The organism is Candidatus Binatia bacterium, assembly GCA_029248525.1.
GTDB lineage: Bacteria > Desulfobacterota > Binatia > UBA12015 > UBA12015 > UBA12015.
The window spans coordinates 18,624-43,217 of sequence record JAQWJE010000053.1 but is presented as its reverse complement, the minus strand read 5'-3'; the positions used below and the strand labels follow the sequence as shown (position 1 = coordinate 43,217).

Genomic DNA, 24,594 nt, shown 5'->3' with positions numbered 1-24,594 from the left:
ATCCGGCAGATATTTGCCTTCGTCCGCATGCGTATTGCAGCCTCAGCCCACCCTGCCTACAATCCGCCGATGAAAGAGCCCGAAAGAGACCTGACCCAGTCCGAGAGGGAAAGCTTTCATGAGCGGGGCGTCGTTATTGCCTCCGGACTCTTCTCTCAAGATTGTCTTGACCATCTGGCAAGCGACATCGATCAAGTCGTCCAGGAGCCGGGGCCGATGGCCGGGCCGATCTCCGTGCCAGAAGAAAAATTTAGCGGTGATCTTTTTCTCTGGAAGACCAACGATGGATTTCGGGATTGGATCTTCAACTCGCCTGCTGCCCAAATTGCCCATCAGGCATTGGGCGGCCGCAGCATCCGCCACTTTTATGACCAGCTCTTCGTCAAACCTGCCGGCTGCCACCTCCCGACACCGTGGCATCAGGACATCACGTTCTGGCCGGTCGATGTGGAGAGCCGGAATTTCTGTTCGATCTGGATCACGCTCGACCCGGTTACTTCGGCGTCCAGTGGACTGGAGTTCATCATCGGGTCCCATCGGTGGCCGGAGCGGTTCAAGGCAATCACGCCCCATGACGATCCCTATATGCGCGACTCTCCGTTCACCTGGCCTCCGGCGATCGACGAGAACCGTGAAGCCTACGAGATTTACTCCCCGGAACTCGGGGCCGGCGATTGCCTGATCTTTGATGCCCACATCTTGCACGGCTCGAGCGGCAACCATACCACCGACCAGCCAAGACGCGCCTTCTCTTCACGCTGGTTCCGGGACGAAGTCCTCTATGATCCCCGGCATGCGACCATGCCCCTGTTATGGACACACGGTCTCGAGAGGGGCGACCCCTTGCGGGGCGACTTGTTTCCGCAAGTCCTTCCGCGGACACTGGACGGCGAATGCGCCCGGCAACATGGTCCGGCGGAGGGCCCGGACGAAGACCTGCTGCGTACGTTTCTCGAAGCCGTCGCCTCGGTGCCACAATTTCCCGAATCCCTGCCGGCGCCGCCGACAGATTGAACCCTGAGCGCGCCTAATCGCTACCCAAGCGGGTGCCGTGATGGCCCACCGCTACTTCGGTGCAAAGATCCCGCCCGGGTTGATGCCGTAATGGAACACGCGCGCCATGCCGGCGGCCAAATGATAAAGATTGTGGCAGTGGAAGAACCAATGGCCGGGGTTGTCGGCCAAAAACTCGAAGTCGACATGCTGGCCCGGCGCCACACCGACCGTATCTTTCATGGCCGCGTTGCCCTGCCCCCAATTTCCCGGTTTTGCCAAAAGGCGAAAGAAGTGGCCATGCAAATGCATCGGATGAACCATCATGGTCTTGTTCGTGAGGCGGACACGTACCCGATCACCGTACTCGATGTTCAGAGGAACATTCTCGGCGACTGACTCGGGCACGTATAGCTCGGGGTAGTATTTGCCGCTCAACGACCATAGATACTTCTGCATCATACCTCCCAGCTCAAGCTCGAACGTCTTGATCGGCCCCTCCGGCAGCGTTGTATCGTAAGGAGACCGCAAGGCTGCATAGTCCGGCAACCCTCCGGCCCTGCCGGAGAAATCCGGCCTTTCGAAGTTGGGTACAGGTTTGACATCTCCGGTATGGATCACCCCAACCACCTGGTTCGCCTGGCCCAGACAAGCCCAATGCAAGGAGAAGCTTCCGGACTCCTTGATCGTCACGAGAACATCATATCGCTCCGCGGTACAAATCGTGAGATTATCTACAGTCACCGGTTCACATGGATTTCCATCCGTCTCGATGATCGTCATCTCATGCCCATCAAGGGCCACACGAAAAGTAGTCGCCGTCGATCCATTGATCAGGCGAAGACGCAGCCGGTCACCCGCCTTGCAGGCAAACGTCCATGGGTCCTTGTTCGAACCTGCGTTCAGCAGGAAACCGGGATAGTTCACATCCACATTGAACGGCTTGTTCGCCCCGGGCAGGTTGTAGAGGTCGCCGGTGGGCTCCTTTACCGCTTCCGTCTGCGGTTGCTCACCGCGAATTTGCGGCACGATCCCCGCCGGCGACTGATTGAGCCAGTCGGCCGCAAAGCAGGTTACATCGTGATCATAATCGTAGGCCGGGCGTTTTTCTTCGATGACAAAGGGACCCCGCAAGCCTGATTGCTCCTGCAATTCGAAGTGCGAATGGTACCAATAGCTCCCCGCCTGCACGATCGGGTATTCGACAAAAAACGATTGCTTCGGCCCGATGGGCAATTGGGTAATCTCGGGGACGCCGTCCATCCAGTTGGGCACGATCAGACCATGCCAATGGACGGTCATGGGAACGTCCATCTTGTTCTGCAGGAGCACGCGGAACATATCGCCCTCCCGGTAGCGGATCTCCGGCCCCGGATTCTGACCATTGACCAAAAGCGCCTCGACCGGCACGCCTAGCGGGGCGCTCTCCTGCTTGTCGACGCTGAACACATAGTCGGGCCTCGGAGCCAGCGCGCCTGCGCGAGTTCCCGCGAGTGTCGGGGGAGCCGCTTTACCATTGGAGGATGCGTCAGCCGTGGATCGCGAGGCGTAGGAGCCTGCGATGGCCAGCGGCAACGCTGCGGCGCCTGCAGATATTACGGCCCGCCTGCTGGGCCCCTTTCCCTTTTGATCCTTCTCGTGCATTCTTCGGTCCTCTCCAATATTTCCAGACCCGCGAAAGTCCGGCCAAATAATGCACACAAAGTACATCATTTTTCTGGTTTTGTTGAACGCCGCGATCTTGGCGGTGGCAGAAACGTCTCGGGCCAATGACCAGACGGCCTCGCCGGTGATGAGCGAGCCCAACCAGTATCTCTCGCCCACAGTCGCCAACCGTCAGGGCTTCCGCCCCGACGGCTTCTACCTGGATTGGCCGTGGGGCACCGAGGGCCTATCGGGGAACTGGGGCGGGACGCGCGGTTGGCTGCAGAATCACGGCATCCGTATCAGTGCGCAATATACTTCGATCTCGATGGTCAATCTCCGCGGCGGCCTCGATCAGGGATACTACGGCGGTGCCCCTCTCCAGCTGACGTTCACCGCTGACCTTGAGAGACTGGCCGGCATTCCCGGTGCAACCTTCTTCGTCGATTGGGAATATTTCAGCTGGTATAATCGCCGCTATCAACCGACAGGATCACGCGACCCAACGGGCTCCTATGTCGGCGACAACACCAACTTGATTGATGGAGACGCGAGCGTCCTCAACCAACTCGCGCAAGTCTACTGGAATCAGGCACTGCTGGATGACCGACTCAACCTGCAATTCGGCAAGATGGACGTCAACGCGAGCTTTGCCGCAGTAGCAGCCGCGGGCGCGTTTCAGAACTCCATCGCCATGTTCACCAGCACCCTGAACCCCTTCATGGCGACCTACCCGAACGAAACCACCGGACTGCAGGTCATCGCAGCGCCCACAGAGAACTTCCAGACGAAGATTGGTTGGTTCGACGGAACCACCGCAGCACTGAACCCGCGAACCGGTCAGACGGGGCCCGCTACCGGAGGACGTGGACCATCGAGCTTTTTCAACAACGACGGCCACTGGTTCCTGATCGCCGAGGCCAATCACGGATGGGAGATCGACCCGACCCGGCCTGGCACGGCAGGCGCGGGGATGTGGCTCCAGACCGGCACAAGCGCAACCGATGGCACCAGCACCACAGGCGTACGTGACGTCCCGGGTTTCTACCTGCAAGCCACGCAAACGCTCTGGAGCGAGACCCCATGGCTGGCCGAGCGCGGCGGTGGGGTTCGCCTTTTTGGTCAATTCGGCTGGAGCGATGCGGACAAGAACCCGGTGCACTGGTCCATGATGGCAGGTATCAGCGCCACGGGCGTGATCCCCACGCGTCCCGCCGATGCCATCGGCCTGCTCGGCGCTCATTCGCGCTTCAGCGATGATCCCGAAGTATTCCGATCTCGGACAAGGGCCGGGCTGCCCGGACCCAGCGGCGGCACCGAGAGTTCCATCGAGGCCTTTTATCTGCTGCAGATCCTTCCCTGGCTCTATATCCAGCCGGGACTCCAGTGGATCGCGACTCCGGGCGCAGGCGATCCGGCGCCCCTGGACAACGCCATGCAGGCCTACCTTTTGGTCGCAATCGAATTATAGAGATCCCGGAGCCGGGCTTCGATCCAAGTTCGTTCCGACAAAAAAACCAGCAACGAATCCTGCGACAAGGGTTCACGAAAGGTTCCAAATTCATGCAACGCAACCGTTCCTGCCTCAAATTCGCCTGTCTCCTGCTTGCCCCGTTCGTTTTCTCGAGCTGCGCCGAGAGCTCAGGCCGGACGGTCGAGGTCTATGACTACAAGCCCCATTATGCGTGCAGCGGTGAGGGACGCGCCAACGCCATCGGATGGGTCGAGCAAGTGCTCCGAGGCGACGGCAGCGGTGGCTCGCCCGACTTCTTTGCCATTTCCCAATTGGAAAAACAGACCATCGATCTGCCCGACAACTTTCGATCCATCGGAGCCTTCTGCGATCATGCCGGCTCCGAAGGGCGGGCGGATGTGATTGGTATTCTCTACAATGCAGATACCTGGAGGTTGAACGCCTCATTCCCGATTAGCCCAACCGGCGAGGCATGTCCCCTTACGGATGACAGCATCCCCCCGGACACCTGTATCTGGGGACAATCCACACCCTGCTGTGCCTGCACCGGAAACCCCGAGGCAGCCGCGGTTCCGGGAGACAAACCCATCGGCGACCGAGCCTTCCTCATTGGCCGCTTCGAGGACCCCGCCGGCACGAATCTATGTGTCGTGACCGCCAACTTGCCGCATCCTGTAGACGCCCGAAACCAACGCGGCTGCGACTTGACGGACCCCGTCGACTGCCTGCAAAACAGCGACGGCTCCGGACCATTCGGCACCGACAACCTCGTCGAGAAGCTTACCGTCCTATGCGACGATGTCGGCCGGATCGTTTTCCTCGGCGACACGAATGCCAGCAGCTCCACCTGGACTCTCAGCCAAATGTTCCCCGCCGGCCCGCTCTCGCAGACAAGGGAATCAGAAGGCGGGCGTTATACGTGCTGCTTCGACAATGACGCCAGCAACCCGTCGACCTCCCCTCAGGTCAATCAATACCCAACCGACCGCATCGGTGCCCGAGGCGCACGCTCGATCGTCACAGCAGGCGGAGCCAGCTCGCCGGGCGTCTCGATGGTTGCACCGACAGTCTATCAACCGGACACCTGCCCTGCCGGAAGTCCTCCGGAAAGTTATGGATTCCCCTGCTGCGGCTCCAGCGAGGAACACGCACCGCTTCGCTCGGTGATCCAATTTGACCCATGAAGTTTCCCATTGACCGCCAAGTCGTATTTCGGCAAGGGTGGTCCATTCCGAATTCCGGGACCCATGAGATGCTCCTCGAGAACGCATGGATCCACCCTCAACAATTCCGACCCCGACCACACCGGAGACTCCATGAAGACGACTCGCGCACGCCGAACGAAAAACAACCCTAATCGCGGGAGGTTTCGTATTGGCTATTGGTTTGCCGCCCTCATCCTCTCCTTGTCCGGACTCTCCGGAGTTCCCTTCGCCCACGCAGCCGTCAATGCCGAACAAAGGTGTCAGCAAGCCAAGCTGATCGCGTCGGGCAAAATGAGTCTCTGCCTGAAACAGCAACTCAGCCGCAAGGTGGCCGGTAAATCGTCGCATCCGGCGCTTTGTGCAGCAAAGTTTTCGGCAGCCATCACAAAAGCTGACCTGAGAGCAGCACGGTCGGGTAACTCGTGCAGATGGCTGGTGAACGAAGATGGTACCGAGGTCGATCTCGATGCCCGCCCGGACGAAAGCGCCTCCAACACCATCATCATCTTCGACGGAATCGCCTCGGATTTATACAATATCGACTTATGCGTGGAGGGCGCCGATCCGGGCGTTGCGCAAAGCAATGTCGTGATCATCTTCGACGGCGCCGAGGGGGACACTTACAATATAAGCACATGTGGCTGACGCTCAGGCTTCCCCTGAAAACAACCAAAACGACACCGAGGCCCGAGGCGGGTGCGAAAACCGCTTAGCTCTGCGGTCCGATGTCGAGGAAAATCGGTGAGGACCAGGCGCGTTCCTCGACCAGCCCAAGACAATCCGCGACAGGTGGTCCATGCTCGCCGCCACCCTGACAAATATTCCCGCGGACACATACGCCATTCTCGTTACGTTCACACGCCAGAGGATCTCCGTTGACAGCCAGCGACGACTCCTGAATGGCGCGGACGTAGTATACGGTTTCGCGGGGTGCCTCGGAAAATTCCGGGTCCTCGAAAGACACCCGACAGCCCGCTTCGTTGTTCGGACAATCGAGCACCTTCCAGGGATCTTCGATCAAGGAACCCACCGCCTCGCCGGACGCTCTCTGGGGTCGGATCCGTACGACCTCGATTCGGGAGATCGCGCGCCGGTTCTCACCGGGGAAATAGCACTCCCCCAGACATAATCGCTGCAGGCGTTCCGGTGACAGACGTTGTTCGACCACCTCGGGGCAGCCCGGGCGCTGCTCGAACGCGCCGGCGGCTCGCACCTGGAAGCGCGGCGTTCCGGAGAACGCGATCTCGCTCCCCATCGGCACCCGCTCCCCATCGGACTGCAGCAGATCGAACCACAACAAGATCCGATCGCCCGAGGTGCCATAGACTTCGCGTCGATCAAGGGCGTTAAAAATCGAGGTACGGTCGCGCCCCTCGGCATGGACCGCGACAAGCCCACCGGTGTAGTAGAACGAACTGACACGAGCATCTCGCCAGTCCGAGCCCATGGCAGCACCATCCGTCATGGCCGTGCGACCGAACTCCTTGTAACCCGAACCCGCCCGCGCACGATGGTTGTCACTCGAACCCATCAGCCCCAATCGAAACCGCTTGGGCTTCCCTTCCTCGGCAAAATCTCCCACCGCGAGCGCGTACTGCGCACTGCCGCCGGGTCGGTAGTTGAACGCCGGCAGAAAGGCGCCCTGCAATTGACCACAATCACCGAAGTCCTCGATGGTACTTCCCTCGACCGCAGCTGCGGGGTTCCGGAAAGATCCGGCGGCGGTGCGCGCGCGCGCGGCCTCAACCTTCGCCTGGCATGCCGCGCTGTCGGGTTCAGGGCATCGCGCCCGCACGATCTCGCCGGCCCTCCAACAGCAGGGTTCGAATTCGGAGGTGGGCTCCTGGCAAGTCGCCTCCCCCGGAGCCGCCTCGGACGTCTGGTTCAGCTCGACGAAGACCTCGGAATTACCATGGCCCGAGTAGACCTCCACCAGACGCTGTCGCGAGGGGTCGTGAAAGGCGCCGCCCAGCTGGAGGGCCAGATCCTGCCCCTTCGGATTGGTCGTGCCCCATGCCAGGCCGTGCGGAATGACAATCGCCGGCAGGTCCCATTGATCCAGCTTTTCAAACAGGTCTGCGGGCGTCGGGGCCATCTCGAAGCAATCCGCCGGAAGCTCCCGAACGTCAACGCCGGGCTCGCATTCGTCTCGGCTGAAGGCCGCGAGAGTCGCCCGGTGCACATCGGCATATTGACCCCATCGATCCAGGTCGCCCAACGACAGTCCCAGCCCCAACAGCCCCCACGCCACATTCCCAAAGCCCGCGGAGGCAATCGGTCGCAGCGGCACCTCACCTTCCTCCGTGCCCAGCAAGACGATATTTTTGTGCCCGAAATGGGTCTCGGGAGTTCTTCCGATCTGCGACCACTCCCAACCGAGAAAGGATACCAGATCAGGATTGGTCGGATCGCCAGAAACTTGATTACAGTTGCGAATCACTTCACGGGTAAGTGCCCATTCGCTCGACGTGAGGGACTCCGCATGATCGTTGATACTCCAGAAGTCGAGGGCGGAACAAAAGCGGGCGAAGTCGCATGCATCCGCCGGCGGATGAACCCCCTCTCCATGCAGGGCCGGCACACCCTGTGTCATTGCATCCGTCGAGTAGGAAGTGTGGACGTGCAAATCGCCAAAAAGGATCTGCTTCTGCGAACCCATCCCCAGAGCCTCGGCGGCCTCAGTCCGGCGACCTTCACGCTCCCGGACGTGTTTCTCGGGCAACCGTTCAAGAGCAATCTCGCCCGAACGCGGCCAGTCAGAACGATTTGCATTCCAATAGAAACCGCCAAGGACAAACGAAAAAATGACCACGGCGAGGGCAAGGACTGCGAGCAGCCCCACAAGAAGATTTCGAACAAGCCGCCCCATCGTCTGATCTCGGCTAGTCCAAAGCCGCGGAGCATGTCAACCGACCGGACACCTGCATCGGCGTGCACACGGCACTACGCCTCCACCCGTCGGGCCAGAACAACGCGCAGCAAGTTTTCGATCGGCGTCTTGCCGGCATTTTCTGCCGCGATGCGTTCGAGTCCATCAGCGACTGCGTCGAGTTCAGTCTCACTGTAGTTCTCCTGCACCCAAGGATCCTTGCGTACATTCTCGAGGTTCGGCCGGTGCAAACTCGCCATGCTCGCCGCGGCGATACCGGGATCAATCACACGAGAGGTCACGATTTCGTAACCGGCCTCCCGAGCCTGGCCCTCCAGCGCCCCCCCGATATACATCTGTTGGCCGTGCTGGGCCTGCACACCGTCGATGATCTCGTAATAAATTGCCAGCGTCGGGTCGGTTGAACTCAGCTGCTCAAGTTCGATCAGCACCAGAATGCCTCCGGGCCGCAGCGCTGCATGCCAGCGTCGGAGTGTGGCGATCGGGTCGGCCAGGTGAGTAAGCAAGAAGCGGCAGAAGGCCAAATCGACGTCTTTGCATTGCAGGTCTTCCGTGCTGACGTCGTGCTCCATGAACTCGATATCGCGAGGGATGCGCGCGCGCGCCCCCTCGCAGAATTCCGCAGAGCGCTCGAAACCGATGACGCGGGCCGCCGCGCTAACGTCCGCAACGAGTTCGGTGGTGTATCCAGGCCCAGAGCCAAGGTCGATCGCCAGGGCGATCGGCTGACCGACTCCAGCCACTGCCTCTTCGAGCGCGCTCCGGCTGAGCGGTAAGTAAAGCGATGCCAGACGTCGCAGTCGTTCTGCTGCCGGCCCCTGGTCTCCGAAGGTGTAGTGAGAGGGTTCTGTCTTTGCCATCGCCACCCTCTCGATAGTTCGATCCCTGCGGGGGAGTCAAACGAACCGACACGCTCGCACGATCGCGACCTGTCAGACGCTAATCCGCAGACGGGAACATCGCCGCTTCAACTTCCAGCAGCGGCGCCATAGCCGGGTCTTCCCGAACCCGAGTGATCAGGGCGGAAAACTTGGGCCATTGCTCGGCGTCCACCGTGTACCCCGCGTAACCAGCGTTCACGAAGGGAGATGCCAGTGCGAGATCCGCAACCGTCAGATTACCGAAAAGGAAGCCATCTGCCGGGACTTCCCCTTCGAGGTAATCAAGCATAGGCGGTAATTTCTCATTGATGATCGTGTTCACGAGCGCCTCATCCACCGGCTTCTTGAATACCATGGGGACCATGAATCGGTTGAAGAAGATACCTGCGGCGGCCTCAGCAAGGGCGGTCCCCCCGTATTCCTCGAACCAATCCGCGCGAGCTCGCTCGCCAGTCGCTGCGGGATAGACCGGGACTTCCGGATAAGCGCTTTCCAGATAGCGGCAGATCACCTTGGAGTCCGCGATATTCAGATCGCCGTCGATCAGGGCGGGCACCTTGCTCAACGGGCTCACGCGGGCCAGTTCCTCATCGCCCGAAAACGGCATGGATGGGATATGCTCATAGGGTAATTTCTTGATCGCCAGGACGGCCATGACCTTGCGCACGAAGGGAGAGGCGTTCGCTCCATATAATTTGATCATAAGTTTCCTCGCTTTGCTTCACTCACCGATATTTCAGGTCGAAAACCTAGCACCGCTTGTTTTCGATTCCAGTCCGGAGCCGAGGCCGGTCCTCTCAGCGCCCCCGAAAACGGGGCTCACGCTTTTCGATAAAGGCTCGCACAGCTTCCTGATGGTCTTCCGTGGTGGCCGTAGCAACAACGCCCTCGGCCTCTGCCCTCAGGCAGGCTTCCAGATCCGTACGCATCGCCAGGTCGAGATTTCGTTTCATGAAACGATAGGCCACTGTGGGGCCCGAAGCGAGTTCTCGAGCAAGGGACATTGACTCTTCCTGAAGACGCTCCGCCGGCACCACACGATTCGCGATCCCCAGCTGCTCGCACTCCACGGCTCCCAGCCGTTTTCCGGTGAAAAACAGCTCCCGGGCACGAGCCGTCCCGATGAGCTGCGTCAGGAAAAAACTTGCGCCGTAGTCTCCCGACAGCGCCACACGCTTATATCCCGTGGTGACAAAGGCCGAATCGGCCATCACACGCAGATCGCAAGCCAGTGCAATGGCAAACCCGGCGCCAGCTGCCGGTCCCGGCAATACGGCCAATGTCGGTTGCGGCATCGCATAGAGCGCACCTGTCAGTGTCTGCTGACGTCGGGCCAGATCGACCACAGCTGCGTCGCGCGTTCGCGGTACATCCTCCCGTTTGGTGCGTCCCCCCATCCCCTTCACGTCGCCCCCGGCGCAGAAGGCAGCACCCGCACCGGTCAACACCACGGCACGGACACGAGCGTCCTCCGAGAGCGTAGCGATCATCTCGCGCAATGCGGGACTCAGGGTGTCCGAGAGTGCATTGCGCACCTCCGGTCGGTTCAGAGTCAGAATGGCTACTCCCGCTTCGATATGGGCCAGCAGCTCGTCTGTTCCCGTCGCCAGATCGACACGTTCAATCACGTTGCTCCCTTGCCACATTCCGGATTGCGGGGGAAGCGTCGAGCCCCGCTCGCATGCGCCGATCAACAATGTCGAGGGCTTGTAAGCGCGTTCCCCCGGGATACACTGAAGTATGAGTTTGTTGGAGCGCCGCCTCGGCCAGATCTCACTTTCCGATGATGCCGGGATGCCAGTGCGCCTGAGCAGCCTTTGGGCTGATCGGCCAGCCGTGCTTCTCTTTGTTCGCCATTTCGGCTGACTCTTTTGCCGCGAGCAAGTCGCGCAGTTGCGTGACGAAATAGACGCCATCGAGGCAAGAGGAGCCTCTCTCATCATCATCGGCAACGGGACTCCCGAGTTCGCCCGTGCCTTCCGCGAAGACCTCGACTTGGCCGGGACGATTCTCGTCGATCCGGAGCTTCTGAGCTACCGGGCCGCAGGTATGCGCCGAGGCCGAGCCGAGATTCTTTCACCCCGACTCTGGACCAACGCTGCTCGCGCGCTGGCGGCCGGATATCGGCAAAATTCCGTCGAAGGCGACCCCTGGCAATTAGGCGGGACCTTCGTCATCCGGCCAGGAGGAGATCTTCTCTATCAGCATCGCAGCCGGGAAGCCGGGGATCACGCAGACCCGGCCGAGATTCTTGCATCGCTTGACCGTCCGCAACCTGTCGAAGACCTGAACCTGCCCGAGCCACCGGCCGCCCAGCGGTTCGCGGGGTTGGCACTTGGGGCCGCTGTCGATCCGACAATCATCTTCTCATTCGACCGAACCGGCTTCCTGCTCCGCTCTTTGGCATTCTCCCCGGGGGATCTCGACGTCGATCTGGGCGGGCGCCACTGCGTGATCACAGGGGCGAACTCCGGCATCGGCCTCGAAACCGCAATGGGCCTCGCCGATTTGGGAGCCCGGGTCACCCTGCTCTGTCGCAATCCCGAGCGTGCCGCAGTTGCCAAGGCAAAAATCGAAGAAAGTACCGGCAGCAAACAGATCGAAACGGTGCAGGTCGATATGTCGGACCTCGAATCGGTCGAGCGAGCCGCCGAGCAACTTGAAGCGAAACCGATCGATATCCTCATCCACAATGCCGGGGTTCTCTCGGATCGATTCGAAAGAACTCCGCAAGACCTCGAACTCGCGTTCGCGACGCATATTGCGGGGCCACATTTGCTTACCCGTCGTCTGGAAGAAGCGCTCGGCAAATCCGGCGACGGTCGACTTCTTTGGGTTTCCTCCGGCGGAATGTACTCCACACGGCTCGACGTCGATCGACTGCTTGCACCCGCAGCGCCCTATGATGGCGTCATGGCCTACGCCCAAACCAAACGGGCGCAGGTCGTCCTCTCGGAACTATGGGCTGAACGGCTGGGAAAAAGAGCGACTGTCCATGCGATGCATCCCGGCTGGGCTGACACGCCCGCCGTACGTTCATCGCTACCGCTCTTTCACCGCATCATGGGCCCCCTGTTGCGCACTCCGACCGAAGGTGCAGACACCCTGCTATGGCTGGCTGCCAGCGAGGTCGCGCGAAAATCCACAGGCAAATTTTTCCTGGACCGGATCGCCCGACGGACCCATCTCCTGCCCTTTACAACTGAAACCGAGCAGGAGCGACGGCGACTCTGGGATGCCTGCGAGCGGATCGTACCCGACTAGGATCCGCCTGCGACACTGGACCGGTCTCGCCACAATCCGAACAACGCGAGCACAACCCCGCCGAGAAAAAGAATCATGCCCCAACGAAAACTGGCGGGCCGATATTGGAATTCGACTTGATGCGCGCCCGCGGGAAGCCTGATGCCTCGAAATGCAATATTCGTTTTCACGATCGGCACTTCCCGCTCTCCCACCCAGGCTTCCCAGCCCGGATAGAAAAGATCGGTCAAAACCAGCAGGCAGGGCCCCCCGCAAACTGCTCTTACATCGACCCGACCTTCTTCATAGTTCTCGATCGTGGCTTGCCCGTGGAGGAAATCCTCAACAGGAAGCAGCGCCTCGCCGTTCGCCACGATTGCGGTCGTTCGGGGGCGGAAACTCGCGCCCAAGAGTTTCTCCCGCGCCTTTTCCGGATCGGACTCGACGAGAGTCTGATAAACGACGAAGGCTCGAGGAAGAGCGTTTCGGCGCTTCGTGATCCATACATCATCGACTTGCACAGTCACCTCCTTCGCCTCTTGCACGGCAGCCAGGGCAGCGGGTTTCCCGAAAGCGATGGTCTCGTCCACACCCATCAGATCAAGAATCCGAGTAAATTCCGGTAGTGGCCGGTTTCCCCCCGCCTCGCGTTCGAGCTTCAGATCCCCATGCCACAGCCCCGATTTGTTGAAAAAGTCCAAATAAGGCTGAGGCAGGATAGGCTCATACTCATTCAAAACCGGCCGACGCTGCGTCATTCCCGTCTTGACCTGTCTGTCCAGGGTTCCGAAGTGCAGCGCAGGTAGCAAAAGAGTCCGCTGAGAGGCAGGCAAGGCCGGAGGGCGCGTCCCTAAAATCGAAACTCCCCAGGAATCCATCTGACGTAATTGCTGGTACTGATAGCGCGGTGGCCCGAACCAAAGCGCATCACCGAGAATCAGAAGGAACACAATGCCGGCAGCGGCGACTTCCAGCGAGCGACCTGGCCGAAGGCGACGGCAAAATTCAATCAAGTTCTGCGCGCCGAGGCCCGCCAGAACCGCCACCAGAAAGACCAATAGCGGAGCAATCCGCCCGGGCCCCCGAAACGATTTACCAAACGGAAGATCGTAGAAAAACCACCAGACGGGAGAGGCTTGGCCCTGCATATAAAGAAAGGCAAGCACGGCCAGCGAGAGAATCGTCAGGCGCGCCCATCGCTCAGTTAGCCCAACCGCACCCCACAGGGCGAGCAGAAGTGCCGGGTAGCCAAAGAGTGCCCCCGGCGTGTTCAACGTCGTAATCGCGTTCCAGATGCGCTGCCATTGCGAGGAGCCGAAGGCCGCTTGCCATGGCGTTAATGGATCCTGGCTGCGGCTTCCGTCGAACATCAACTCGAGACTCGGGAAGAGCTGCGGTGCCGAGAACAGAATCGTCAGAAGCGCAGCTGGCACCAACCAGCCAAGAACATGAAGACGTGCAGCGTTGTCAGGGGCTCGCCAGAGAAGGCCCGCGACACCGAACGGAACCGCCCAAAACATTCCGTACAGAAGCCCCTGCGCATGTCCTCCGAGAAAACTCATCGTCAGAATCAACGCCAAAACCAAAGCACGCCGGAACCGGGGTTCGTCGATCAGAGCCAGGATGGCCCAAAAGATTCCGGGAATCCAAGCCTCGGTCGAAAGATAGGAAGTGATCTCGGTTTCCCTCAGCATCTCGTCGGAAACAGCAAACGCGAACGATCCCAAAAGTGCGGCTACCGGTCCAACTTGCAGCCGGCGAAGCAGGAGCCAGATAAAGGCACCACCGATGAACAGATGAGAGACTGCGTGCACTTCAAGCGCGACTTCGGCTGGCAGCAATAAAGTCAGGACAATCAGTGGAGGATAAAGGATCCCGGCTGCGGGCGCTGCCAGCAGCGGAAACCCAGCGAGCTGCCACGGGTTCCAGAAAGGTAGCGCTCCGCTTGCGAGCATCGCACCTTGATAGCGGGCAACCGGATAATAATAACGCACCAGATCCGTGGGCCACTTGGTAGACTCCCATCCACCTTCCGGAAGCTCCAAACTGGCAAGATAGTCCCAGATAAAAGTAATCACCGCGAGCAACACAACGGCGCTCAAGGCCTTCACCTGTCGCGGCGACATACAGCTTTCCGATGCGAGTTCGCCCTCATGGAATCCTGCCCGATCCACCCCGCTGGCGTCGACGGCCTACCATCTCAAACTGTCTTGATGCCCTTGTAGGTTGCGGCCGACCGTAAAACCGCGATTCGGTGAACCAATCGACGGCCCTCGAAGTCGTTCACGGCATAATGCTGAACCGCTTGTTGATCCCACATCAGCAAATCACCCTCTTGCCACGAATATCGGAAGCCGAACTCGGGCTTTTGCAGGTGTGCGAGCAGCATCGCCAGGATGGCCTCGCCCTCGGCAGGCGGAAGCCCCTCGACAAAACGCGTGTAGGTCGGGTTGATCGTGAGCCACTTGCGGCCCGTGACCGGATGGGTGCGAACCAGTGGATGCGAGTGGAGCAATCCCTTCACGAGCGCCTCCCCCATCTGCGGCGCCAGCGGTATTCCGCTCCGCCAACCCATCTCGTAGAGGTGGCCGTAGTCGTGGATCGAGTTCAGGTCATCGATCAGGTATTTCATTTTCTCAGAGAGGGCATCATATGCGGCAGCCGTGCTGCGAAATGCCGTGTCTCCGCCAGCTTCGGGAATGACCTTGCCGTGCAGCACATTCACAAGCGGCGGCTCCTCCAGAAACGTCTCGTCCGCGTGCCAGGAGTCGGCCCGATGACCAGCCTCCGAGTCCACGACCGTTATATGTGATGCATTCTCGTCGACCGCGAATTGGTCGGTGGCGTGGAGTTCCAGCTCTCCAAAGTGCTGCGCGATTTCGACATGTTGCTCCGGCGTCATCTCCCTTGCCGACATCGAGATCACTTGATGCGCGTGAAGAGCGTCGGCGATCTCCTCGAGGACTTCTCCTGTCAAAGGTTTCGAAAAATCGACTCCCTCGACACGAGCCCCCAAAAGCCCACCCTGCTTTTTGACAATCAGACCCACAACACCCCCCGCTACCTTGAACAAAAAATTCTCATAGATCGCCTACGGAGGCGAACGATACAACAACGGATCCTTCCCGTTTGGGATCGTATGCCCCGCGCAAAGGGCATCTCTGGCACTATTGCCCGGCCTCCGGTTTTTTCTCCAGCCTGAAGATCGAGTAGCTTCCATTGGCCTTACCCACCAGACGGCCCTCGACGTAGAGAGAGGATTCAAGGTTGGCGACCCGTTTGCCTTGATACAGAACTTCGGTGAGGCAGCGAATTTCTCCCGACCGGACGGGTCGGTAATAGTTCATTTTAATCTCAATGGTAGCGCAGATTTCGCCGGGCTGGAGACTGGGGAAAAGAGCGGCACCCATTCCGGTATCGGCAAGGGAGTACAAAACCCCGCCATGCACCACACCGAGCGGATTGTAGTGGGATTCGGCTACACTCAGGCGACAGGTACTGCGGCCGTCACCCGAATCTTCCACTTCGAACCCGAGCAGTTCTGCGTAAGGATGATTCATCAGAAACCTTTCCTGCACAATCAGCTTGTCGAACGAAAATCAGAATCGATAAGAGAGCTCGGCGCCGAAGGTCAGCGGTGGCTCGTAGTAACGGATCACGCTCCCGAAGAGATTAGCCCAGGAATTCTTCGCTCCGAAATATCGCTTGTCGAGAAGATTCTTGCCCCAAACAGCCACCTGAGCCCTGTTGTCCATAAATCCGTAGGACAAGCGGGCCGCGAGCAGGTTGACCCCGCCCTGCGTCGCGTAGGGAAGTTCCTCGCCCCCGAACGTGATCGCGCTTGTATAGGACCAGTCGATCCTCGGCGTGACCCAGCCGACCATCCACTCCGGCCCGCCGAGGTCGAGAGGCAGGGAAAACTGCGCGCCGATATGGGTCTGCATCTGCGGGACATCGAAGAAGGGCTGGCCAGCCCGGTTGACGGTCTCTTCATTGTTCAGCTCGCTGATCGCATCGGGGAACGAGTTATAGCGTGCGTCGAGAAGGCCGATCGATCCGGTAATCTGCAGTCCAGGCAAAGGCATGGCAAAGATATCAAGCTCGATACCGCGTGTTGTTGCCGACGCCGCGTTTTGGGTCAGGCGCTGGACGTCCAGATCTTCAGGATCGTTGTTCACACGCATCGAGGACTCTTGCTTGTCTTTGTACTCTCCGACAAACGCCGCCATATTCACGACCAGCCGCCGGTCGAAAGCAACCGTTTTCACTCCCACCTCGAAAGAGTCGAGATACTCAGGCGCAAACGGCTCCAGCTCGGTGACGTCGAGGTTGACGATCGCATTGAAGCCACCGCCCTTGAAGCCCCGGGAGTATGTGAAATAGCCCAGCAGATGGTCTACTTCAGTCCCGTCCAGCAAGGCGTCCGGAACTGTCATGGCGATCGACCCCATGGGAGTCCATGCCTCATAGACAACGCGACCGCTGTAAGGCGGGTCAGCCTCGCCAGTCCCGCGGTTGGTGTTTTGCTGAGACGCACCTTTCTTTTCCTGCGTGTAGCGAAGCCCGCCGGTCAGACTGAGCCACTCGGTGACATCCAGCGTGCCCTGTCCGTAGAGTGCCCAGTTCCAATTGTCCGTTCGCGACTGGCTTTCGACATTGATGGGGCTTACCGGAATGAACGTCGACTCGGGCTCGGAGTACGTCACGAAAGGCATATCCCCCTTCTCCCAGAATCCGAACACGCCGCCGACCATCTGCAGACGTTCGTCCAGTGCGCTGGCATTCGCCTGAAGCTCCTGGCTGAACTGCTGCTGGAACCCGGCGGTCGAACCGTCCAGCCCGCCTTCGGTCAGAGCTAGATTCAGGACGAGCTCACGACTCATATCCAGATCCTGTCGGGTGCTGGGACGCTGCTCGCGCCAGGAGGTGATCGACTTCAAGGTCAGGTCCCGGATCGGGCCAAGGTCGCCGGCGTCCCACGAGATCGTGCCCCACGTTCCGTAGCTTGCAATATCAAAGAAGCTCGTGGTGTCCGCCTCGAATTGATACACGCCCCCGAGTTCACCGGACTCCTCGCAGGCCTCCTTGTAGGAGGGATACAAAAGAGCCTGTGCAACCGTCGACTCGATGAAGCGGCAATTTCCGCCCTTCGGGCGAGTATGCGTCTTGCCCCACGTACCACTGATATCGATCGTGACAGAATCTGTCGGCAGGAAACGCAGACTGCCCAGGAAAGAGTAGTTTCCGCGATTCGACCAGTTTCGGTCGAGAGTGCGATTGTAGGTATAGCCGTTGTCGTTGCTCGAACCGAAGGTCAAGCGAGTAAAGAGCTTGTCCTCGAGCCAGCCAATATCGATGGGCAAGTTGAGGATGGCCTGCGTATCGATTCGACCAAAGTTACCGGGGCGTACCAGAGCGAAACCCTCAAGTTCCTCGCTCGGCTTCACCGTGGTGATATTGATCGCGCCACCAATGGTATTTTTCCCGAAAAGCGTTCCCTGAGGGCCACGTAAGACTTCGATCTGAGCCACATCCAAAACCTGCACAAGGGACCCCAGCGACCGGGGAAGAAACACACCATCAACGTAGATCCCGACACCGGGGTCAAAGGCGATCTCGCCGGTGGCTGTGCCCACCCCACGGATGCGGACAATGGCATCCTGTCCGGCGCGACCGGTGATGATCTGGAGGTTCGGGACGAAATTCTTGATCTCGTCCAGCCGCGTTGTGCCGGTTTCGCGGAGAAAGTCCTCACCGAGCGCGGTTACCGAAAGCGGTGTATCCTCGAGCAACTCGGTCCGCTTCCGGGCGCTCACCACGATTTGCTCGATCTCCGTTGCGGCCTGGCGGGAAACCCCGGGGACCTGCTCCCCTTCGGCAAGACGTGCCGCCTGCGCGTCGAGAGCATCATCTTCGGAAGCGACGCCACCTGTCGACGGCTGCCCCTCGATGACCGAATCGAGAAATTCGCTGGGCGCCGCGGGCTGGGCATTCGCCACCGCATTGGGCAGGATGAGGGTGGCGACAAGAATCGTCGGGAAAAGTGATTTGGCGAGCATTGGATCTCCGTGATCGACGACCGAAACGATCCTCGACAGTGGCTGACGAAATTAGAATAAAAGACGTCCCTTTTTGGCCCAAGCGCACGGCATTCGTCAAACCCGACGCTTCTGAGCAACTGCCCGCACGTCAAGGCTCGCGGCGGCGATCGAGATCGAGACGGATCTTCGCGTACTCGGTTTCGTTCAGTTGGAAACGCGAGAACAGGAAAGCGCCGGCTATATAAAGAACGAACGGCAACCCACCAAAGAGTGCCCGGAGCGTGAACTCGGCTTGATAAGACTGCTCCGCATTGGGTTCGAAGCCAGCCAGCGCAAGCGCGAAACCTGTGACAGAGATGATCACCGCGTTCGCGGATTTGATCGAGAAGCCCCAGGCCGCCGAGTAGGCGCCCTCCTTGCGCTCCCCGGTCAGGAACTCATCATAGTCGATCACGTCGGCCAGAATCGAGGGCCCCGCGGCCGCGCCGCAGCCAGCCGCGGTCCCGGCGATCAAAAGAAGTCCAGCCATCCATTGCCACTGTCCGGGCTCCACAAATGCGATCGCCCCGAAACTGAACGCAAACAAGACCATCGAAACGACCCAGACATTCCGCTTGCCGTACTTCCGCATCAAGCGGACCCATACGGGAATCGACGCCACGCTGAAGACCACGAAAATTGCCGGAAGAATTCCGACGAGGTCGGGCCGCTTCAGGATGTACTTCATCATATAAGGAGACAGGATGCCGAGCACCCCGGCGCCAGCCATCTCGACAAATTGAACGAAAAGCAGCAAACGCGCATGAGGATTGCGCAGGACATCCCGCATCGCCTGAAGAGGATGCGGCGAACCGCGGCCCTGAAATTCCTCCCGCTCCTTCACCAGCAGGGGCGGTATCAGCAGCAGGAGGCCGAGCCCCAGCCCGACGGCGACCACCGGTCCGAGCGCTGCACGTGGATCTGACGCGTTGATCACGTATTGCATCCCGCCAAACGCATAGACCATGCCCATCGTGAAGAAGGCGCCGCGCAAACCGAATACCCGCGATCTGTCGTGATGGTCATCGGTCAATTCGGCACCGAGCGCCTGGCTGGGCACGAGATAGGCGGTGAGAGCGGTGTAGAAGCTGAATAAACCGATCGTGATCCAGATCAGGGTCAGCCCCTCGGAGAGCCCCGCCGGCGGGAGAAACAACATCGCAAAGGTGAGCAAGAGCAGCGGCGTACTCGCGAAAAGCCATGGACGACGTCGCCCCAGACGCGACCGCGTCCGGTCGCTCCACGTCCCCACGAGCGGATCGGTCAGGGCATCCCACAATCGGCCGAGTGCAAAAATTCCACCAATCAGGGCTGGCGACAGCAACAACACGTCTGTCGCGAAGTTGAGGAAATAGAATTGCGCGAAAAAAAGCATCGACGCTGCGCCCACCACCGGTGGGCCGTAGGCCATCGATACCCCCAAAGGCAGCGGCCCTTCCCTTTTCCCGGTGGCAGTCGAGCTCGCACCCTGCGGGGTATTCGCGTCAGGAGGCACCGTGTCCTTGGTTAACTGCTCAAGACCGGATTCGCCAAAAGCCTGTTGCCGGCCCCCGTCCCCGGAATCCGCTCATCGATGGCTACAAACTGATCGCCTTCTGAAACGCGGGACGAGCCTCCACCCGACCCAGATAGGCTTTGATATTGGCCATTTCATCCGAGACTTCCCCGAATCGGTTCGACATATAGAGCGAATGCCCTAGCATCACATCGGCTGCCGAGAAGTCGCCGATCAGATAATCACGTCCCTCGAGGGCTTTGTCGATGGCTGCGATCGCACGCCCCAGAAGCTTCTTGGCTTGCCCGAGCACGGTTTCGTCCCGACGGTCGGGGGGCAGCAGCATCGTATGCACCACGACCGTATTCATGGGCGGCATGACCATGCCCTCGCAATAGTGAAACCACTGCAGATACTCGGGGAACTCGGGAGAATCCACGGCCGGCTTCAAACCGCCGTCGCCATGGCGCGCCAACACATATTCGACAATGGCGCCCGATTCGTAGATCGAAACATCGCCGTCATCGAGAACCGGCACCCGACCCAGCGGATGCCGTTCCCGGTGCTCGTCGGACTTCAAATCCTTGGGATGAAAATCCATTCGATTCACCTCATAGTCGAGGCCAAGTTCCTCCAACAACCAGACGATACGGCCAGCCCGTGAGTTAGGGGCAAAATGAAGCTTCAACATTCGTTCCTTCTCTCTTTGAAATCCACGAGTTCAGATCTCCGATGCGGAGTTCCGAAGTTTCAATCATGAGCGAAGCCGCTGGTCAGAGGGCCCTCTCCGATCGCATCTACGACGTTCAGCAAAATCTACTTACGCTGCATCAGACGAATCGGGGCCCGACCATACGGGGATTTCCGCTGGATACCCCGGCCAGCCGCGTCGCCTCTCGCCAGCATTCAGGACGAACTCCCCGTGTGAAAAAATAGAAGGAAGAAGCTTATGTCATTCCTCGGATTTCGCTAGCGTCGAAGTATGCGGAATTCGTTAGGGAATTGGATCGGACCCTTGGTCGGGTTGGGAATGCTCGGCCTGATGGCTTGTGGAGACGACAGCACCACCAAATCCGGCGGGGAGGTCCAGCGTGAGATCTTCTACGAGGGCTACTCGAGCGATATCTACGCGGATGACGCCCACTGGATGTGCAAGCGAGGTCTCCCCGGCGACGAATGCGATCGCGATCTCGACACCGCGATCGTTCAGGCCGACGGGCGCTACGAAATCGTGGCCCACGTCGCTCTGGCCGATGCAGAAGTCGATTGTCTCTACATCTACCCCACCGTGCGACTCGGGACCGAGGGCAACGCGCCTTTCGACGGAAATTACTCAGAGGAAATCGCCACCACTCGCAATCAGGCAGCCCGCTTTGGTGAGGTTTGCGAAGTCTACGCGCCGGTCTATCGACAACGCACCCTGACCGCGGGCGCTAGTGAGGTTTCAGGTCGGGCCTACGGTGATGTGGTCGATGTTTTCAAGCATTACCTGGCCAACCTCAACGAAGGTCGTCCCTTCGTATTAATGGGGCACTCCCAGGGGGCTGGCCATCTCCGCCGTTTGATCCGAGAGGAAATCGACACCAACTCGGCGCTGCAAGACCGGATGGTATCGGCGCTGCTGCTGGGGTCCGGCGTGCAGGTCCCGGTCGGCGAAGACGTCGGGGGCAGCTTCGCAAACGTGGCTGCCTGCCGCAGCGACAAACAGACAGGCTGCGTCATTTCCTACGCATCGTTTCGCCACACCTCGCCACCTGCAGCCGGTTCGCTCTTCGGACGCGCCCGAGCGGACGGCCAACAGGCGCTGTGCACAAATCCAGCCAGCCTGAGCGGTGGAGCCGGCTTGCTGACACCCTATTTCAGCCTCGTTGACGGAACTCAGTTCAGCAACCCCGCCCCGGACCTGGCTTGGGCGGACGACCTGGAAGACCCTCCGCAGCTCGATGTCGACTACGTCTCCTTGCCCGGCCTGGTGACCTCGGAGTGCGTCACCGAGGGGGACTACACCTATCTCTCTCTCCGGGTCAATGCCGATCCCGGCCCGCGGACCGACAACATCGGCGGCGATCTCACTCCAGAGTGGGGCATGCATATCGTGGACGTCAACGTCGCGATGGGGAATCTGGTGGCGATCGTAGGCTCACAGAGCGAGGCGTGGTTCGCGACGCACTGAACCAGGCTCGGCGAGGCCTTACCTTGGAGTCGTACCTCAGGCGTTGTTCCGCAGAACCTTGCCGGCTCGCTCGCCAGTAATTTCCCCTTCCGACACAATCACACTCCCGTTACAGATCGTCGCACGGTAGCCCTGCGCCTTCTGGATCAATCGCGGCACACCACCGGGAAAATCGTTGACCAGCCGCGGCTGTGCCTCCACAACCTTCTCGGTATTGATGACGTTGATATCGGCACGCATCCCGACCGCCAGCGTCCCTCGGTCGCTGAATCCCAGAATGCGGGCCTGCGCACTGGTCAGCATCCGAACCGTCTCGGCCAGGCTGAAGGTACCTTTCTCACGGCACCAATGAGACAGCATGAAAGTCGGCCAACCAGCGTCGATAATCTGGGTCAAATGCGCGCCCGCGTCGCCGAGACTGGGCAAGACCCAATCCTTCTGCAGGAACTTCTCGACCGCCGCGTAGTCGTGGTTGAAGAAACGAACATGAAAAAGCGCCTCGCCATCGGTTTCGAGCATGATTCGCAGCCAGGTCTCTGCGGGATGCTCTCCGGCCTCCTTTGCTAGCGCCGGAAGGCTTGCGCTCGGGTCATGGTCGTAAACGGGCGCATCGCCATCATCCAGCGAATAGAAATTGACCGCGAACATATCGACGAGCTTTGATCCCCTGGCTTCTTCGATCAGCTGGCCGCGAGTCTTCTCGTCCCGGATGGCTTCGAGGCGATCCTCGAAGTCGAGCGCCACGAGTTCAAGCCATGCGGGTGTCATCGAACCCGGAACGAATGTATCCGGTGGCATCACCATGATGTTCGTTTTGAGCCCCGACAAGAATCCTCCCGAACGCGGCAAGGTCAGAGCCGTCACGTCGAGGCCCTCGGCTCGCATCCCCTCGACATAATCCTCATAGGCACTAGCCTTGCCCTCCGAGCCGGGAATATGTGGCGCCGTAAAAATGGTTCGGGTCTTGGCTGCCAGCGACTGCTGTCTCAGGATTTCCATCTCGGATGCGAATCGCGTGTATTCAAGAACGTTCTGCACCAGCCCATTATTCTCACCAAGCGCCTTGGCGATCGCGACCATCTCATCGGTCTTGGCGAAGGTGCCCGGAATACTGCGACCGTCCGGCATCCGATGGGCGAGCAAGCGGCTGCTCGAGAAACCAACGGCCCCCTCTGCAACGGATTTCCCGACCAAGGCTGCCATCTCTTCGATCTCGTCAGTCGTCGGTTCCCCGTCGACGGCTCGATCGCCCATCACATAAGTGCGGATCGCGCAGTGGCCAACCAGACCGGCCACGTTAATGGCCGGCGCAAGCCTCTCCAGCGAGTCGAGGTACTCGCCATAACTTTCCCAATCCCAGGGCAATCCCTCGAGGATCGTTTTTCCCGGAATATCTTCTACGGATTCCATCATTCCCGCGAGCACGTCACGATCGCCCGGTTTGCAAGGCGCAAATGTCACGCCGCAGTTCCCGAGAAGTGCCGTCGTGACGCCATGCCAGACGACAGGCGTCAGCGCGGGATCCCATCCGACCTGCGCATCAAGGTGGGTATGCAGATCGATAAAGCCCGGCGTCACCGCGTGCCCTTCGGCGTCGATCTCCCGCCTCGCCTCACCCTCCACGTCACCGATAGCCACGATGGTATCCCCCGCAACCGCAATGTCTCCCACGAACGGCTCCGAGCCGGTTCCGTCAACAATAAGACCTCGTCGAATAATCAGATCGTAAGTCAAGATATTTCTCCTTGGGCTTTGGGGTCGAGAAACCACGGCACCATTGCTGTGACGGATGCTCGACTGCAATGCGGTCTGATACCCGACCGAAGACCTGAGACATGGCGGGGATCCGAACAATATTCAGTCACAGCAACTGTCATAACCGTTCACGACGCCGCAAATCAACCGGCCTCAAATAAAAAAGGCAGGGATTCAGGCCGCGATCCTCGGGGTTGACAATTCGAGGACTACCAACACAAGACTGCCTCCATGCGGCGTGTCGTCAATCGCCCATCATGGAGCAGTTCCCCCAAAGGAAATCTGGCCCAGCGACAAAGCCTGGCGCGATGACGCGCCGTTCTTTCTCTTTCTTCATATCTGGGACGTTCACTATGACTTCGCCCTACCGACAGCTACGTCGGCAAGGTTCTGAACGTGCTCGAACAGATCGGCGCCTCCGAGCGAACGATTCGTATCCCGATAACCATTTCACAACCTTCGCGGATTCCTCCGGGCCAGGTCAGCGAGACACAGGTTCGGCTCGCCGATATCGCACCTACCATTCTCGGCCTCGTCGGGATTCCGCAGTCACCGGAATTCGGGTACGCCCGCATTCGGCGAGGCGTTGCGTGCGGCCGAACGAGACCAGATACTCACCAGTCGGGACAAACCTCCTTTCCGAAAGTCAGCGGCAACCACAAAGCCGCACGAGGCGAGACTTCGAGCGCTTGGGTATATCGATTAGACGAGCACGAGTCGCCGATGCCCACCCCGGTAGGCCACCGGCGAGGAGGAACGAA

The 24,594-nt window shown here is 59.7% G+C and carries 19 protein-coding genes; 7 read left to right on the top strand and 12 right to left on the bottom strand.

The features are described from left to right. Positions 1-69 precede the first annotated feature (69 nt). A complete protein-coding gene (locus P8K07_17690; GenBank protein MDG1960356.1) occupies positions 70-1,014 on the top strand; it encodes a phytanoyl-CoA dioxygenase family protein in 945 nt (314 codons plus the stop codon). Between the two features lie 51 nt (positions 1,015-1,065). On the opposite strand, the gene P8K07_17685 is transcribed toward P8K07_17690, so the two are convergent. Continuing rightward, the gene (locus P8K07_17685) at positions 1,066-2,637 is read right to left on the bottom strand and encodes a multicopper oxidase family protein (protein ID MDG1960355.1); all 1,572 of its coding nucleotides are present in this window, start codon (positions 2,635-2,637) and stop codon (positions 1,066-1,068) included. Between the two features lie 49 nt (positions 2,638-2,686). Between P8K07_17685 and P8K07_17680 the strand changes: the two genes are divergently transcribed. The 3 genes from P8K07_17680 to P8K07_17670 all read left to right on the top strand — a co-directional run bounded on the left by P8K07_17680 (position 2,687) and on the right by P8K07_17670 (position 5,961). Beyond that, complete coding sequence (locus tag P8K07_17680; GenBank protein ID MDG1960354.1) at positions 2,687-4,108, top strand: carbohydrate porin; 1,422 nt, start codon at positions 2,687-2,689, stop codon at positions 4,106-4,108. Positions 4,109-4,200: 92 nt separating this feature from the next. Beyond that, positions 4,201-5,295 (top strand): hypothetical protein, encoded by a 1,095-nt coding sequence (locus P8K07_17675; protein MDG1960353.1) that lies wholly within the window; start codon positions 4,201-4,203, stop codon positions 5,293-5,295. A 132-nt stretch (positions 5,296-5,427) separates the two neighbouring features. After that, positions 5,428-5,961 carry a hypothetical protein gene (locus P8K07_17670; protein MDG1960352.1) on the top strand — a complete coding sequence of 178 codons (534 nt, stop codon included), beginning with the start codon at positions 5,428-5,430 and terminating at the stop codon, positions 5,959-5,961. A gap of 64 nt (positions 5,962-6,025) precedes the next feature. Here the strand turns inward: P8K07_17670 and P8K07_17665 are convergent, their stop codons facing one another. The 4 genes from P8K07_17665 to P8K07_17650 all read right to left on the bottom strand — a co-directional run bounded on the left by P8K07_17665 (position 6,026) and on the right by P8K07_17650 (position 10,733). Then, the gene (locus P8K07_17665; protein MDG1960351.1) at positions 6,026-8,185 is read right to left on the bottom strand and encodes a DUF3604 domain-containing protein; all 2,160 of its coding nucleotides are present in this window, start codon (positions 8,183-8,185) and stop codon (positions 6,026-6,028) included. A 74-nt stretch (positions 8,186-8,259) separates the two neighbouring features. Continuing rightward, positions 8,260-9,066, bottom strand: coding sequence for a class I SAM-dependent methyltransferase (locus tag P8K07_17660; GenBank protein MDG1960350.1), 807 nt, complete (start codon positions 9,064-9,066; stop codon positions 8,260-8,262). Between the two features lie 79 nt (positions 9,067-9,145). Then, entirely contained in the window at positions 9,146-9,790 is a 645-nt protein-coding gene (locus tag P8K07_17655) for a glutathione S-transferase family protein (protein MDG1960349.1), read from the bottom strand. A gap of 94 nt (positions 9,791-9,884) precedes the next feature. Next, a complete protein-coding gene (locus tag P8K07_17650; GenBank protein ID MDG1960348.1) occupies positions 9,885-10,733 on the bottom strand; it encodes an enoyl-CoA hydratase-related protein in 849 nt (282 codons plus the stop codon). 94 nt (positions 10,734-10,827) lie between these two features. Here P8K07_17650 and P8K07_17645 point away from each other — a divergent pair, with 94 nt between their 5' ends. Together P8K07_17645 and P8K07_17640 are read left to right on the top strand one after the other, a co-directional pair. Beyond that, positions 10,828-10,953 carry a hypothetical protein gene (locus P8K07_17645; protein ID MDG1960347.1) on the top strand — a complete coding sequence of 42 codons (126 nt, stop codon included), beginning with the start codon at positions 10,828-10,830 and terminating at the stop codon, positions 10,951-10,953. Between the two features lie 27 nt (positions 10,954-10,980). Next, complete coding sequence (locus tag P8K07_17640) at positions 10,981-12,351, top strand: SDR family NAD(P)-dependent oxidoreductase (GenBank protein MDG1960346.1); 1,371 nt, start codon at positions 10,981-10,983, stop codon at positions 12,349-12,351. On the opposite strand, the gene P8K07_17635 is transcribed toward P8K07_17640, so the two are convergent. The 6 genes from P8K07_17635 to P8K07_17610 all read right to left on the bottom strand — a co-directional run bounded on the left by P8K07_17635 (position 12,348) and on the right by P8K07_17610 (position 20,596). After that, positions 12,348-14,456, bottom strand: coding sequence for a YfhO family protein (locus tag P8K07_17635; protein MDG1960345.1), 2,109 nt, complete (start codon positions 14,454-14,456; stop codon positions 12,348-12,350). The two genes, P8K07_17640 and P8K07_17635, sit on opposite strands and share 4 nt — an antisense overlap. Before the next feature lie 74 nt (positions 14,457-14,530). Continuing rightward, positions 14,531-15,379: a TauD/TfdA family dioxygenase gene (locus tag P8K07_17630; protein ID MDG1960344.1), complete on the bottom strand. Its 849-nt coding sequence runs from the start codon at positions 15,377-15,379 to the stop codon at positions 14,531-14,533. A 118-nt stretch (positions 15,380-15,497) separates the two neighbouring features. Then, positions 15,498-15,890, bottom strand: coding sequence for a PaaI family thioesterase (locus P8K07_17625; protein MDG1960343.1), 393 nt, complete (start codon positions 15,888-15,890; stop codon positions 15,498-15,500). A 39-nt stretch (positions 15,891-15,929) separates the two neighbouring features. Continuing rightward, positions 15,930-18,389, bottom strand: coding sequence for a TonB-dependent receptor (locus P8K07_17620; protein MDG1960342.1), 2,460 nt, complete (start codon positions 18,387-18,389; stop codon positions 15,930-15,932). Between the two features lie 130 nt (positions 18,390-18,519). Beyond that, positions 18,520-19,821: an MFS transporter gene (locus P8K07_17615; protein ID MDG1960341.1), complete on the bottom strand. Its 1,302-nt coding sequence runs from the start codon at positions 19,819-19,821 to the stop codon at positions 18,520-18,522. Positions 19,822-19,987: 166 nt separating this feature from the next. Further along, positions 19,988-20,596 carry a glutathione S-transferase family protein gene (locus P8K07_17610; protein MDG1960340.1) on the bottom strand — a complete coding sequence of 203 codons (609 nt, stop codon included), beginning with the start codon at positions 20,594-20,596 and terminating at the stop codon, positions 19,988-19,990. Between the two features lie 291 nt (positions 20,597-20,887). Here P8K07_17610 and P8K07_17605 point away from each other — a divergent pair, with 291 nt between their 5' ends. Beyond that, complete coding sequence (locus P8K07_17605) at positions 20,888-22,078, top strand: DUF3089 domain-containing protein (protein MDG1960339.1); 1,191 nt, start codon at positions 20,888-20,890, stop codon at positions 22,076-22,078. 36 nt (positions 22,079-22,114) lie between these two features. On the opposite strand, the gene P8K07_17600 is transcribed toward P8K07_17605, so the two are convergent. Further along, on the bottom strand, positions 22,115-23,812 hold the full coding sequence (locus P8K07_17600) for an amidohydrolase family protein (GenBank protein MDG1960338.1): 1,698 nt from the start codon (positions 23,810-23,812) through the stop codon (positions 22,115-22,117). Between the last annotated feature and the right edge of the window lie 782 nt (positions 23,813-24,594).